Origin of the sequence: Dermatophilus congolensis (genome assembly GCF_900187045.1) — a bacterium.
In the GTDB taxonomy this organism is placed as follows: domain Bacteria; phylum Actinomycetota; class Actinomycetes; order Actinomycetales; family Dermatophilaceae; genus Dermatophilus; species Dermatophilus congolensis.
Window position 1 is genome coordinate 1,386,658 of record NZ_LT906453.1, and the last position, 14,183, is coordinate 1,400,840.

Consider the following 14,183-nt stretch of genomic DNA (forward strand, 5'->3'; position numbering starts at 1 on the left):
GTGGTTATTCGGCGATGGTGGGGGTTGCTTGGGTGAGGATGTCGGTGGGGGATTGGGGTATGGCGAAGTAGTTGCCTTGAGCCATGTGGCATCCGGCTTCTTCGAGGACTGTGGCTTGTTCTGCGGTTTCGACGCCTTCAGCGATAGCAGTGTCGAGTTTGAGTGCTTGGACTAGTCGGATCATTGCTCGGACCTGGGTGGCGCCGCGGGGGTCATGTCCGATGCGGCTGATGAGGGAGGGGTCGAGTTTGACGCCGTTTGCGGGTGTGCGTAGGAGGGAGGTGAAGGAGGAGTGGCCGGTGCCGAAGTCGTCGATGACGACGTTGATGCCGGCGCGGCGGAGGCGGGCGAGGTTTTGGAGGGGGACGTTTGCTGGTGATCCTGGTAGTGGGGTGTGGGTGGGGAGGCGTTCGGTGACTTCGATGGTGAGTGCGGGGTGGGGCAGTCCGGTGGTGGCTAGTTCGGTGAATACGTCGTCTGCGTAGTCGGTGCGTTGTAGTTCGAGGGGGGAGGCGTTGATGGCGATGGTGCGGTTGCTGTGTTGGGGGAGTTTGCGTAGGAGGGTGAGGTGGTGCAAGGCGGTGTGTAGGACGTGTTGTCCGATGGGGTGGATGAGGCCGAGTTCTTCGGCGAGGGGAATGAATTCGGTGGGTGGGATGTCGCCGAGAGTGGGGTGGGTCCAGCGGGCGAGTGCTTCCCATCCGATGGTTTGGGTGTATGAGGGGCCGGTCATGATGGGTTGGAAGTGAACGGTTATTTGTTTGTGGTGTAGGGCGGTGCGGAGTGCTTCGCTGAGTTGTTTGCGTCGCTTTTGGCGTGCGCGGAAGATGTCGTCGAATACGGCGTATTGGGCGCGGCCTTGTTCTTTGGCGGAGTAGAGGGCTAGGTCGGCGCGTTCGAGGAGTTCGGTGGCGGTGCATTGTTCGGGTGGGGTGGTGATGGCGATGCCGATGGAGGGGGTGATGCGGTGGGTGGTGCGGGGGGCGAGGGTGAAGGGGGTTTCGAAGTAGGTGAGGATGCGGTGGGCGAGTTGGTGGGCGTCGGTGGGGGAGGTGACTGTGGCGACGATGACGAATTCGTCGCCGCCGATGCGGGCGATGACGTCGTCGTCGCGTAGTTGTCGGGGCAGGCCTGTGGAGATGTTTGTCAGGAGTCGGTCTCCGGTGGCGTGGCCCCAGGTGTCGTTGACTTCTTTGAAGTGGTCGCAGTCGAAGAAGAGGAGGGCGGTGGAGTGGTGGTGGTTGTTGTCGCGGTTGAGGCGTTGTTCGAGTACTTCGAAGAGGGCGGAGCGGTTGAGTAGTCCGGTGAGTGAGTCGTGTTGGGCGCGGTGTTGGCTTTCGTTTTCTGCGCGGGAGAGGTCGTTGGTGGTGCCGATGAGGCGTAGGTAGAGGAGGATGAGGAGTAGGAGGGTGAGGGTGACGCGGACGGTGGTGTCGATGCGGTCTGTGGTGGGTAGGGAGATGTAGATGACGGCGGGGATGAGGGGTAGGTAGAGGAGTACGTGGCGCCAGGGGTGGGGGGAGAGTGGTTGGGGTGGCATGGTCAGGTCGCGCATGGTGACGACGGAGGGGTGGGCGCAGGCGATGGCGAGTAGTCCGTATCCGGTGGCGGTCAGTGCGGAGGGGAGGGTGTGGTTGGTTAGGCCTGCGTCGAGTCCGTATTGGGCCCAGGTGAGGTCGGCGGCAAGTTGGACGGTCATGGATGCGCAGACCCAGTACCAGGCGTGGATGTAGGTTCCGATGCGGTAGGCGATGTGGCCGGTGAGTACGACGATGGTGGCGTCGAGGACGGGGTATGCGGTCCATTGCAGGACTAGGAGGGGGTTGTCGAGGCTGGTGCGTAGGGCGGGGATGGTCCATAGGAGAAGGATGACGGAGGTGGTGACAGCGATGGCGTCGAGGACGGCGCGGTAGGTGAGTACTTTTCCGGCTTGGTTGTTGAGTTGGGCGAACCAGATTCCGAAGGAGAGGTATCCGAGGGTGAAGAGGATGTCGACGTGGGGGTTTCCGTCGGTGCGGGGCCATTGGAGGTCGATGATGCGGGCTGAGCCGAGGAAGAGGATGCCTAGGGGGACGAATCCCCAGATGCGTAGGGGCATGTAGGCGTGTGTGAAGGGGGCGATGGCGATGGTGAGGAAGGCGATGGTCAGGGTGGTGGCGTGGGTGAGGGGGCCGATGCCGTAGGGGTTGTTGATGGTGATGATGCTTTGGGCGGCGAGGAGGGTGAGTGCGAGGAGGATGAGGATGGGGTGGTGTTTGTGGTGGGGGGTGGTGTGGGTTTTAGGCATGGGTGTGCCTCGCGATGAGGTTGCTTGGTGGTTCGGCGCGGCCGAAGTACCAGCCTTGGGCGTGGTGGCAGCCGAGGCTGGTGAGGATGTGGGCTTGTTCGGCGGTTTCGACGCCTTCGGCGGTGACGGAGGGGATGCCTAGGCTGGTGACGACTTCGATGGCTGCTGAGACTTGGGCGATGCCGTCGTCGGTGGTGTCGAGTCGTGCGGTGAGTGAGCGGTCGATTTTTACGGTGTCTGCGGGGGTTTGGAGTAGGGCGGTGACGGAGGAGTAGCCGGTTCCGAAGTCGTCGATGCTGACGGCTACTCCGGCGGCGCGGAGTTGGACGAGGGTTTTGTGTGCGATGGATCCTTCGATGAGTGGGATGGATTCGGTGACTTCGAGGGTGAGTGCGGTGGGTGGGAGGTTGGTTTCGTGGAGGGTGGTGAGGACTTTTTCAACGAAGTCGGGGCGGCGTAGTTGGATGACTGAGACGTTGACCGAGACGATGGTGTGTTCGTATCCGGGGAGTGTGCGCAGGGTGTGTAGTTCGCGGCATGCGGTGCGTAGTACGTGGGCGCCGAGGGGTTCGATGAGGCCGATTTCTTCGGCGAGGGGGATGAAGATGTCGGGGGCGATGGGGCCCAGGGTGGGGTCGTTCCAGCGGGCGAGTGCTTCCCAGCCGAGGATGGTGGTGAAGTTGGGGCCGGTCATGAGGGGTTGGAAGTGGACGGTGATGGCGTTGGTGGTGACGGCTTGGCGTAGGGCGGCGAGGGTGAGGGTTCGGGTGCGTGCTTTGGTGCCGAGGTCGTCGTCGAAGATGGCGTAGCGGGCGCGGCCGCGTTGTTTGGCGGAGTAGAGGGCGATGTCGGCGCGTGCGGTGAGTTCTTCGGGGGTGATGTTTTCGGTGGGGGTTGCGGTGGCGACGCCGATGGAGGGGGTGATGTTGTGGAGGACTCCGGGGGCGATTTCGATGGGGGTGTCGAAGGTGTGGAGGGTGGTGTGGGCGATGGTTTTTGCGTGTTCGGGGTGGGGGATGGGGGTGATGAGGATGAATTCGTCTCCGCCGTTGCGTGCGGTGATGTCGTTGGGGTGGGTGGTGCGTAGGCGGTGGGCGATGGTGGTGAGTACGACGTCGCCGGCGGAGTGTCCCCAGGTGTCGTTGACGTATTTGAAGTGGTCGCAGTCGATGAAGAGCATGAGGGTGTGGTGGCCGTTGATGCGGTTGCGGCGTAGTGCGTTGGTGCAGGCGTGGAGGAGTCCGGATCGGTTGAGTAGTCCGGTGAGGGGGTCGTGTGTTGCGCGGTGTCGGCTGTCTGCTTCGGTGGCGGACAGTTTGGTCATGGCGCGGAGGAATCGGATGAATAGGAGGATGAGTAGGGCGGTGACCAGGGAGGTGCGCAGTATTTGGTCGGGGGTGTTGTTGCTGTGGATGGCGAGGCTGGCGACGCCGGGGATGGCGCTGAGGTAGAAGGCTGCGTTGATGCCGCGGTTGGGGGTGCGGTGGGTGTAGGTGGTGTGGGGGTGGGTGATGGTGAGGATGTCTGGGTGGGTGAAGGCGAGGGCCAGGGTGGTGGTTGCGATGAAGGTGGCGGCGTTTGACCAGGTGGGGATGGGTTGGTTGGTGAGTTGGGTGGCTGCTTTGATGGTGTCGCTGGCTAGGAGGATGCCGAAGGTTGCGGTGAGCCAGTGTGCGGTGGGGGTGTGTTGGTTTGGGTGGTTGGCGTGGGTGGCGAAGTAGGCGCATAGGAGGGCGTCGAGGGTGGGGTGGATGGTCCATTGGAGGGTGTTGATGGCGGGTGGGCGGTGGGGGAGTGCTAGGGGGATGGACCAGAGGATGAGGAGGGTGGCGATGGCTGCTGCTGCGGTGTCGAGGTTGATGATGGGGTGTGGGTGGGGGTTGTTGCGGGTGTGGTTGGTGAAGAAGAAGAGGGTGATGAGTAGGTAGCCGGTGAGGTGGAGGGTTTCGGTGAAGGGGTGGGGGATGCTTTGGGCGGCGATGGTGTCGAAGAGGGTGGCGAGGATGAGGGTGGTGGTTCCTGCGATGAAGGTGGCCCAGTGGGTGGGGGTGTGGGGTTTTCGTCGGAGGGGGCTGAGGGTGGTGATGGCGAGGGTGGCGCATTGGGCGATGCCGAGGGGGGTGGTCATGAAGGTGGGGTGGCGTAGGTAGGTGAGGGTGATGAGGGTGGTGGCACCTAGGGCGATGGCGATAGTGAGGGGTCGGGGTGTGGGGTTGGTGTGTGGGGGTGTTGGGGTTTTCACTCGGTCTCCTCTCGCACCACCGTGTGACCGAGGTGTCGGTACTTCACAGGTCGTCTGGTGTGGGGGGTTTCTGAGGGGTACGGGGGTGAGTTGTGTGGTGTGCGTGTGGAGGTCGGGTTGGGTGGTGGAGGGGTGGTGGGGGTCGGTTTAGCCTGTCGGGTGTGAGTGATGATTTGTTTGGTGTGGCTGCTGAGGCTGGTCGTGGTGGTGTGGATGGGGTGGGGTCGGTGCCGTTGGCGGTGCGGATGCGGCCTCGGTCGTTGGATGAGGTGCGTGGGCAGGGTGATGTGTTGCGGGTGGGGAGTCCGTTGCGGCGGTTGGTGGAGGGCGCTGTTGGTGGTGGTGTGGGGCCGTTGTCGGTGATTTTGTGGGGGCCTGCGGGGACGGGGAAGACGACGCTTGCGCATTTGGTGGCTGGTGGTGAGCGCAAGTTTGTGGAGTTGTCTGCGTTGAGTGCGGGGGTGCGTGATGTGCGGGCGGTGATGGAGGCTGCGCGTCGGGATAGGGATGTGTATGGGGTTGAGACGGTGTTGTTTCTTGATGAGATTCATCGGTTTTCGAAGGCGCAGCAGGATGCTTTGTTGCCGGGGGTTGAGAATCGCACGGTGATTTTGGTGGCGGCGACGACGGAGAATCCGAGTTTTTCGATTGTTTCGCCGTTGTTGTCTCGTTCGATGGTGGTGACGTTGACGTCGTTGTCGGATGAGGATGTGGCGGGTGTGGTGGGTGCGGCGTTGGTGGATGAGCGGGGTTTGGGTGGGGCTTTTGTGGTGGAGGATGATGCTTTGGAGCATTTGGTGCGGATGGCTGGTGGTGATGCGCGGCGGTCGTTGACAGTGTTGGAGGCTGCGGCGGGGGTGGCGTTGGATGATTTGCCGGCGGGGCGTGGGTATCCGACGGCTGGTGATCCTGCTGTTATTACGTTGGCGCATGTGGAGCGTGCGGTGGCGCGTTCTGCGGTGCGGTATGACCGGGCTGGTGGGCAGCATTATGACGTTGCGAGTGCGTTGATTAAGTCGATGCGTGGCTCGGATGTGGATGCTGCGTTGCATTATTTGGCGGTGATGTTGGAGGCGGGTGAGGATCCTCGTTTTATTGCGCGTCGGGTGGTGATTTCGGCCAGTGAGGAGATTGGTATGGCTGATCCGGGGGCGTTGCAGACTGCGGTTGCGGCGATGCATGCGGTGGCGCAGGTGGGGATGCCGGAGGCTCGGCTGATTTTGGCGCAGGCGGTTGTTCATAATTGTTTGGCGCCGAAGTCGAATGCGGTGTATTCGGCGATTAATGCGGCGATGGCGGATGTGAAGGCGGGGCGGGGTGGTCAGGTGCCGCCGGCGTTGCGGGGGTCGGCGTTTTCGCGGGCGGCTGGGTCTGCGACGAGGCCGGTGGGGGCTGGTAAGGATGCGTATGTGTATGCGCATGATGAGGTGGATTCGGTTGCTCGGCAGCAGTATTTGCCGGATGAGTTGGTGGGGGTTGATTACTATCACCCCAAGCCTCATGGGTATGAGGAGCGGCTGGTGGGGCGGTGGGCGTGGTTGCGGGAGCGTTTGGGTAAGCCAGGGGCTGAGGGTGGTTCTTCGAATTCTTCGGAAGGGGGGGGTGAGCTGGTGTCGCATTTTTGAGGGTGGTTGGGGTGTTTAGGCTGGGTGGATGGTTACGTGGTTTGACGTGCGGGATGCTGTGGATGCCCGCTATGAGGCGTTGGGGCCTTTGGCGTGGGATAGCCCGCATGGGGGTGATGGTCCGTTGTTGGAGGCATATGAGCGCACGAGTGATTTTCGTCGTTTTGAGGCTCCGCCGTTGCGGGTGCGGGCGTGGGTGGATGTTTTGGTTGGGTTGGGCGTGGCTTCTGCTGTGGAGGTTGGGTGTGTGCAGCAGGGTGGGAAGCGGTTGCGTCGTGAGCTGGTGCGTGCGAAGCGTTCGGGGACTTTAGCGTTGTGGGTGACTACGGGTGTGCAGGAGCCGACGACGTTGGCTGTTGCTCATCCTCAGCTTGTGATTGAGTCTGAGCCGCGTTGTGGGTGTGATGGGTGTGATTTTGGTAGTGACTCGTTGTTGGGGCTTTTTGATTGTGCGTTTGAGTCTGTGGTGACTGGTTATGTGACTGTGCGGCAGGATGAGCAGGATCGGTATGTGTATTTGTCGCAGTGCAGCAGTCAAGGTGGCGCGCATTTTCTTGATCATCCGTTGGTAGGGGAGTGGCATGGCGCGGCGTGGGTGGATTAATTCTCTGGGGTGTTGTTGCTGGATTTAACGTAATAGGTGGAGTGGGTTCTTTGGAACCCGCTCCACCTATTTTGAATTCAAAGATGCTGTTGTTTCTCGACGGGCTATCCGTCAGGTTCATGCATCAGATTGTTCTTACGGCAGCCTGGTCAGCGGCCCCTCGTGCGAGACGGAACCCCAAATCGTCGAACGAGGCGCTCGGGTTAGTTTTGCGTCGGACGCCCGCTCGGCAGCTCCATTCCGGATCATTCCAGCCTCCGCCGCGAATAATTCGGTATGACCCATAGACCGCGGGGTCGTACAGATCCCAGCACCATTCCCATACACCGCCGAGCAGATCGAACAGGCCCCATGTGTTTGGCTGCTTCGATCGCACTGGATGGGATCTAGCGTCGGAATTATCCGCGTACCATGCGATGTCATTCAGGTGCCCGTAACGGGCTCCGAGTGTTCCTGCGCGGCATGCCACCTGCCATTCAGCATCCGTGGGCAGGCGATACCCATCAGAGCTGTGGTTCCACTCCACGATCCAGTCATCGAGTTCCGGTTCGCTGTGCGGCCGCCATCGTGTCTGCTTGGGAACGCTGCACTCTGTGATCTTGTAGACCGGCGTTAATCCTTCCTTTAGCAAGTACTTATTGCAGAACAAAATGGCGTCTCGCCAGGTCACATCTGTTTTGGGAAAATTGGCTAGTTGAGGATCGCCGACTTTGCCGCATACGTCGTTCCATACGCCATGCGTAACCACGGTGTCTGCCAAAGCAAACGGCTCGACGTGGACGATCCAAGACTGGCCAGTGCGGCGATCAATCACGGTTTCCTTAACTGCTCCGGGGAGAGGAACGGTGACCAGGTGAGTTTTCATTGTTAATGATTTTCTGGGGGTACCTTTGGGGTTGAGGTGCAACTTGTCCATACAGAAGGGTTGATCACGTGAGCCCTAAGTTGAGGATTTAAATACTTGACCCTTCAGGTTGTTGAAAAGTGCAATAGCGATCAAAAATCAAAACAAAGTCTCATTAGGGGAAGAAGATTCGTTTGGATCAAATTTCCTATCCATCTCTTCTTCAAGCGGATCAATTGGATTGATTGAAGCTGATGCCAGTGTTATTGACCCTCAGTAATTTCAACAATTTATTGAAAACTTGGTTGATTTTCTCCGAGAGAAGCACTGGAGTGAGACTGGGCTCTCTAACTGGCCAAAGTGTCAGTTCTCTCAACATACCCACCCATCCTGCCTTCACTGGGATTCAAACTACACCGCCCACTGGCAGTGCCCTCTAATTAAGCTAGATATTCAAGAATCTTGAATATCTAGAATTTGAATTGCCGCCCCGGCTGTGCGTAGCGAGACCAGCCGACGAGGCCAGGCATCATGACCTCATGAGTGCCGACGAGGGAGGCACGCGTCTTCACCTGTCACGTGGGGTGACAGGTGAAGACGCGTGGGGTTAGATTCCGGCAGGTTCACCCAAGGGTGGGGTGGGTTTGCTGTTGATGATGGCGTTTTCCTTGGCGTAGTGGCATGCACTGCGGTGTGCGCCAGTAGCGGTGGTGTCTGGGCGGTCGATGAGTTCTGGGTCATCGGTGGCACAGATGTCGGTGGCGATGGGGCAGCGGGTGTGGAATCGGCAGCCGCTGGGTGGGTTCGCGGGGGAGGGGACATCGCCGGTGAGGATGATTTGGTTTCCTAGGCCGCGCACGGTGGGGTCAGGGACGGGCACGGCGGACAGGAGTGCCTGGGTGTATGGGTGGGTGGCGTGTTCGTAGATTTCTTCTTCGGTGCCGAGTTCAACCATTTTGCCCAGGTACATAACGCCGATGCGGTCGGAGATGTGGCGGACGACGGATAGGTCGTGGGCAACGAAGATGTAGGCCAGTCCGAGCTCATCTTGAAGTCGTTCCATGAGGTTGACGGCTTGGGCCTGGACGGAAACATCAAGGGCCGAAACTGGTTCGTCACAGACAAGCACTTTGGGGCGCAGGGCGATGCCGCGGGCGATGCCGATGCGTTGTCGTTGACCGCCAGAGAACTGGTGGGGGTATCGGTTGATGTGCTCGGGGTTGAGGCCAACCATGTCGAGCAGTTCTCGTACGGCGGCTTTTTTGCCTTCTTTAGGGGTGGCGGTGGGGTGGATGTCGAAGGGCTCGCCGATGATGTCGCCGACGGTTTTACGTGGGTTGAGTGAGGTGTAGGGGTCTTGGAAGACGATTTGGATGTCGCGGCGCATTTTTCGTAGGGCGGCGCCGGTGGCGGTGGCCAGGTCTGCACCATCGAAGTCGACGCTGCCGGAGGTGGGTGTTCGAGGCGGACGAGCATGCGGCCGAGGGTGGATTTTCCGCACCCGGATTCGCCGACGATGCCGAGGGTTTCGCCTTTGCGTAGTTCGAAGGAGACACCGTCGACGGCTTTGACTTCTCCGACTTTGCGGCGCAGCACGCCTTTGCGGATGGGGTAGTGCTTGACGAGGTCGTTGGCACGGAGGATGACGTCGTTCATCGTGTTTCTCCGTTCGTGGGGGTGGTTGAGGTGGGCACGGTGCGGATGCTGCCGGTGGCGGTGACTTCGGCGCGGGGGGTGAGTTTTCCTTCGAAAAGGGAGTCTGCGTAGTGGCAGGCCGAGGTGTGTGGGTGGGTGGGGTCGTCTTCGACGGTGTGTAGTGCTGGGCGGGTGCGGATGCATTCGCTGGTGGCGTAGCGGCAGCGGGGTTGGAATTCGCAGCCGGGGGGCATGGCGAGCAGGTTGGGTGGCAGTCCGCCGATGGCGGCGAGTTGTTCGCCTCGGCCGTCCATGCGGGGGATGGAGTCCAGGAGCCCTTTGGTGTAGGGGTGTGCGGGGTGGGCGTAGGCGTCGAAAACGTTGGCCTGTTCCATGATGCGTCCGGCGTACATGACGGCGATGCGGTCGGCGACGTCGGCCACGACCCCTAGATCGTGGGTGATGAGGATGAGGCCCATGTGGCGTTCTTCTTGGAGTTCGGCCAACAAGCGCATGATTTGGGCTTGGACGGTGACGTCCAGGGCGGTGGTGGGTTCATCGGCGATGAGGACTGCTGGGTCGAGCGCGATGGCCACGGCGATCATGATGCGTTGGCGCATTCCGCCGGAGAATTGGTGGGGGAATGCTTTGACGCGTTGTTTTGCACCGGGGATGTGGACGCGTTCCATGAGTCGGATGGCTTGGTCGAGGGCGTCTTTGCGGTTCATGCCGCGGTGGACGCGTAGCATCTCGGCGATTTGCCAGCCGACGGGGAAGACGGGGTTAAGTGCTGATAGGGCGTCTTGGAACACCATGGAGATGTCAGGTCCGCGTAGTTTGCGGCGTTCGCTTTCGGGCAGGGTGAGGATGTCGCGGCCGCGGTAGCGCACGGATCCGGAGGCGATGCGGGCTGGTGGTGTGTCGAGGATGCCCATGATGGCTTGGGCGGTGACAGATTTCCCGGATCCGGATTCGCCGAGGATGGCGAGGGTTTCGCCTTCGGCGACGCTGAACGAGGCGCCGTTGATGGCGTGGGCGATGCCGTCGTCGGTGTGGAAGTCGACGTGGAGGTTATCGACTTCCAGGAGGGTTTGGCCGACGTTGCGGTGGGTGGCGTGTTTGGTGTGTGTGGTGGTCATGGGTGGGCTTCTTTGCGCTTGGGGGCGGTCATCGGGCCTTGGGGTCGAACGCGTCACGGACGGCGTCGCCGAGGAGGATGAAGGCCAGGACGGTGATCGACAGGAACAGGCTCGGGAAGAGCAGGATGTGGGGTGCGGCGTAGATGGCGTCGGTGCCGGTTGAGATTGCTAGTCCCCAGCTGATGGCGGGGGAGGTCAGCCCGATGCCGAGGAAGCTCAGGGTTGCTTCGGCGGCGATGAAGGTGCCGAGGTTGATGGTGGAGACCACCAGGGCGGGTGCGAATGCGTTGGGCAGTAGGTGGCTGAAGATGATGCGGCCTGTTCCTGCTCCCAGGGCGCGGGCTGCCATGACGTATTCGCTGTCTTTGATTTGGAGGATGGCTCCGCGCATGAGTCGGGCGATGCTGGGCCAGCCGAAGAGGGCTAGGACGAGGACCACTTTTCCTACGACGACCCAGAAGCTGGCGTCGGCTGGGTTGGGGAAGGAGGTCATGAACAAGATGCCGCCTAGCAGCATGGGGATGGCGAAGAAGACGTCGGTGACGCGCATGAGCAGGGTGTCCCAGATGCCGCCGAAGTAGGCGGCGAGGGTTCCGACGATGGCGCCGATGAGCAGGGTGGAGATGGTGGTTAGGACACCGACGAGGATGGAGGCGCGTGCGCCGTAGATGGTGAGGGTGTAGATGTCTGCGCCTTGGACGTCGCGGCCGAACCATGCTTCGGCGCTGGGTTCGGCGCGTGATTGGGATAGGTCGGCGGCGTAGGGGTCGCCGTGGGCGAAGAGGCCAGGGGCGATGGCCATGAGCACGAGGATGATGATCATGACGGTGGAGACCCAGAACAGGGGGCGTCGGCGCAGGTAGCGCCAGGCGTCGGAGGTCAGGGACCGTGCGGGGGCCTCTGCGGTGGTGGTGGGTTTCATGGTGGGTTCCTGGGCGACGCTGCTGGTGGGGGTGATGTTGGTGTCAGTCATGGCTGATCCTCGGGTCGAGAACGCCGTACAGCAGGTCGACGATCAGGTTGACGAGCAGGAAGACAAGGACGAGCATCGTCACGGCTGAGACCACGGCGATGCCGTCGCGGTTGGCGATGCCTTCGAAGATGTATCCACCTACTCCGGGGATGTTGAAGATGCGTTCGGTGACGATGGCCCCGCCTAGGAGTGCACCGAAGTCGGCGCCGATGAAGGTGATGACGGGGATGAGTGAGTTGCGCAGTACGTGGATACCGACGACGCGTTTTTGGGTGAGGCCTTTGGCGCGTGCGGTGCGGGCGTAGTCGGCGCGGAGGTTTTCAACGAGGTTGGTGCGGGTGAGTCGGGCGACGTAGGCGATGGACAGGGACCCGAGGACGAAGCCGGGTAGGAGGAGCTGGTACCAGCCGGGGTCGTAGCCGACGGTGACGGGGAACCATTGGAGTTGGATCCCGAACACGAGTTGCATGATGGGGGCGATGACGATGATCGGGATGGAGATGACGAATAGGGTTCCGACCATGACGAGGGCGTCGATGAATCCGCCTTTGCGTATTCCGGCCAGGATTCCGGCTAGGACACCGATGAGGATTTCGACGGCGACGGCGACGATGGCTAGTTGGCCGGTGACTGAGTAGCGTTCGGTGAGTTCTTCGCTGATGGGGTTTCCGAAGTAGTTCTTTCCGAAGTCGCCTTGGAGTACGTTTCCTCCCCACTTCGCGTATTGGATGATCAGGGGGTCATCCAGGTTGTGTTGTGCGCGGAATTCGGCAACGAATTCGGGTGAGCATGGGCGCTCACCGCATTTACCGACGGTGGGGTCTCCAGGTAGTGCGAAGACCATCGCGAAGATGAGGAAGGTTGCGCCCAGTAGTACAGGAATCATCTGTAGTAGTCGGCGCAGAACATAGGTGCCCACAGTTTTGGCTCCTGCTCTGTGGCGGTGTGTGTTGTGGCGTGGTGCTGGGGGTGGATAGGCCGTGATGGTGCGGCTGTCCGGGGTGCCGCGTCTTTGAGGGCGCGGCACCCCGGAGGTGTGCTAGGTGATGCTGGGGCTGGTGTCAGCCTTTGACTTTGAGTGAGGCCCAGTCGATGGTGCCTTTTTTGGTGATTTTGATGTCGCTGATGCGGTCGCTGTAGACGACTTGGCGGGTGTAGTCGAACATCGGGATGCTGGGCATGTCTTCGGCGAGCATGCTTTCTGCGTCTTGGTATTCCTTGTTCGCTTCTTCCAGGGAGGCTGCTTCGGCGGCTTCAGCGAGTTTCTTGTCGAATTCGGGGTTGCTGTATTTGCCGTCGTTGCTGGATCCGCCGGTGGAGAACTGGGGGGTGAGGAAGTTCTCGATGGAGGGGTAGTCCATCTGCCACCCGGAACGGAACATGCCTTTCATCTCGTGTTTGGTGATTTGGGTGCGGAATGTTTTGAAGTCGACCACGGGGGTGGAGACGCAGTTGATGCCGAGGTTCTGCTTGATGTTGTTGCAGACGGCTTTGGTCCAGGGGCCGTGGTCGGAGTCGGCGTTGTAGCTGAAGGTGAGGGTGCCTGTGTAGCCGCCGGCTTCCTGGAGGAGTTGTTTGGCTTTGGTGGGGTTGTAGGTGCAGTATTCGCCGCAGCCGCCAGCTTTGTGGCCGTCGACGGCCGGGGGTACCCATCCGGTGGCGGGGACGCGAGCGCCAGCGAAGATTTGCTTGCTGATGGTTTCGCGGTCGATCGCCATGGATAGTGCTTGGCGCAGTTTGGGGTTTTGGACGCTGGGGTCGGTTTCCTTGGGGGCGAAGGAGATGGTGCCGTTGCCAGCGATGGGGGCCGAGATGTTTCGGTCTTTGAAGTCGTTTTTGTATTTCTCGTTGATGAGGGCCGACTGTGGCGGGTCGTTGTCGATGTCGAGGTTGCCAGCTTGGGCGTCTTTGTAGGCGGCGTCGCTGTTCTGGTAGATCCGGAACGTGACTTTGCCGACCTGGGTTTTGTCTGGGCCGTCGTAGTGCGGGTTTTTCACCAGCACGATTTCTCGGTTGGGGGTCCAGTTTTCGACCATGAGGGGGCCGGCGGAGATGGGTTTCTTGCCGTAGGCCTCGGTGTCTTTGAAGAAGACGTCGGGCAGTGGCATGAAGGGGGTGTGGCCTAGTCGGACTTCGAGGTTGGCGAGTTTTTGGGTGGTTTCGATGGTGAAGGTGTGGTCGTCAACAACCTTCAGGCCGCTCATCTCTTTGGCTTTGGGCTGTGCGCCTTTGTCGCTTTGGAGGTCTTCGTAGCCTTTGATGGGTTCGAAGAAGTAGGAGTTGATTTGGGCGTTGGGGCCGTATGCGCCCCAGTTCCAGGCGTCGACGAAGTTTTTGGCTTTGACTTCGGTGCCGTCGGAGAATTTGCGGCCTGGTTTGAGTTTGACGGTGAAGTGCTGGTTGTCCGTCGTCTCGATGGATTCGGCCATGTCTTTTTCGGGCGCTCCGCTTTGTGCGTTGTATCGCACGAGCCCGGAGGAGACCGCGTCGAGGACGTCGCCGCCGCATACCTCGCTGGTGGAGGTGGTGATGAGGGGGTTCTGGGGGTTACAGCCGCGCATGGTGACTGCGCCGCCTTCCACCTTTGAACCGTTGGAGCCTCCGCCGCCGCAGGCGGCCAGAAGCGTGGTGAGGGAGAGACCGACTGCGAGTGCGGCGCGTGTGCGGATCGACATCTGCACTTCCTTTCTGCGTCAACGGGGAGCGCATCGTTGCGTTCTCCGAAGGGCGCCCGGGTGTCGCGGTGACATCGGGCGCGGTGCCGTGGGGCACAGGATGAGGGCGCGCCGGGGCATATGTGGGGTGACCAGCGGACGCACAAAAATTCATCCGAT

At 61.0% G+C, this 14,183-nt stretch carries 10 protein-coding genes and 1 pseudogene; 2 read left to right on the plus strand and 9 right to left on the minus strand.

Going from position 1 to position 14,183, the window contains the following annotated elements; translation table 11 throughout:
- Positions 1 to 4: 4 nt before the first annotated feature.
- Both CKV89_RS05920 and CKV89_RS05925 read right to left on the minus strand, forming a co-directional pair.
- On the minus strand, positions 5 to 2,287 hold the full coding sequence (locus CKV89_RS05920) for a putative bifunctional diguanylate cyclase/phosphodiesterase (protein ID WP_051277770.1): 2,283 nt from the start codon (positions 2,285 to 2,287) through the stop codon (positions 5 to 7).
- Positions 2,280 to 4,529 (minus strand): putative bifunctional diguanylate cyclase/phosphodiesterase, encoded by a 2,250-nt coding sequence (locus CKV89_RS05925; protein WP_051277769.1) that lies wholly within the window; start codon positions 4,527 to 4,529, stop codon positions 2,280 to 2,282. The genes CKV89_RS05920 and CKV89_RS05925 overlap by 8 nt, the downstream gene beginning before the upstream one ends.
- A 161-nt stretch (positions 4,530 to 4,690) precedes the next feature.
- Here CKV89_RS05925 and CKV89_RS05930 point away from each other — a divergent pair, with 161 nt between their 5' ends.
- Together CKV89_RS05930 and CKV89_RS05935 are read left to right on the plus strand one after the other, a co-directional pair.
- The gene (locus CKV89_RS05930) at positions 4,691 to 6,154 is read left to right on the plus strand and encodes a replication-associated recombination protein A (RefSeq protein WP_407919568.1); all 1,464 of its coding nucleotides are present in this window, start codon (positions 4,691 to 4,693) and stop codon (positions 6,152 to 6,154) included.
- 28 nt (positions 6,155 to 6,182) lie between these two features.
- Complete coding sequence (locus CKV89_RS05935; protein ID WP_028327991.1) at positions 6,183 to 6,758, plus strand: DUF6226 family protein; 576 nt, start codon at positions 6,183 to 6,185, stop codon at positions 6,756 to 6,758.
- A gap of 124 nt (positions 6,759 to 6,882) precedes the next feature.
- Here the strand turns inward: CKV89_RS05935 and CKV89_RS05940 are convergent, their stop codons facing one another.
- The 7 genes and pseudogenes from CKV89_RS05940 to CKV89_RS05965 form a co-directional block, all read right to left on the minus strand.
- Positions 6,883 to 7,674, minus strand: coding sequence for a formylglycine-generating enzyme family protein (locus tag CKV89_RS05940; protein ID WP_231935342.1), 792 nt, complete (start codon positions 7,672 to 7,674; stop codon positions 6,883 to 6,885).
- Positions 7,675 to 8,209: 535 nt separating this feature from the next.
- On the minus strand, positions 8,210 to 8,665 hold the full coding sequence (locus CKV89_RS12695; RefSeq protein ID WP_407919587.1) for an oligopeptide/dipeptide ABC transporter ATP-binding protein: 456 nt from the start codon (positions 8,663 to 8,665) through the stop codon (positions 8,210 to 8,212).
- A gap of 102 nt (positions 8,666 to 8,767) precedes the next feature.
- Positions 8,768 to 9,258, minus strand: a pseudogene (locus tag CKV89_RS12700) (ATP-binding cassette domain-containing protein); the annotation flags it as partial.
- Positions 9,255 to 10,376, minus strand: coding sequence for an ABC transporter ATP-binding protein (locus CKV89_RS05950; protein WP_084441445.1), 1,122 nt, complete (start codon positions 10,374 to 10,376; stop codon positions 9,255 to 9,257). The gene CKV89_RS05950 and the pseudogene CKV89_RS12700, both read right to left, overlap by 4 nt.
- Before the next feature lie 28 nt (positions 10,377 to 10,404).
- Positions 10,405 to 11,349: an ABC transporter permease gene (locus CKV89_RS05955; protein ID WP_084441443.1), complete on the minus strand. Its 945-nt coding sequence runs from the start codon at positions 11,347 to 11,349 to the stop codon at positions 10,405 to 10,407.
- A complete protein-coding gene (locus tag CKV89_RS05960; protein ID WP_028327988.1) occupies positions 11,342 to 12,268 on the minus strand; it encodes an ABC transporter permease in 927 nt (308 codons plus the stop codon). The genes CKV89_RS05955 and CKV89_RS05960 overlap by 8 nt, the downstream gene beginning before the upstream one ends.
- Positions 12,269 to 12,410: 142 nt before the next feature.
- Entirely contained in the window at positions 12,411 to 14,024 is a 1,614-nt protein-coding gene (locus tag CKV89_RS05965) for a peptide ABC transporter substrate-binding protein (protein ID WP_028327987.1), read from the minus strand.
- Between the last annotated feature and the right edge of the window lie 159 nt (positions 14,025 to 14,183).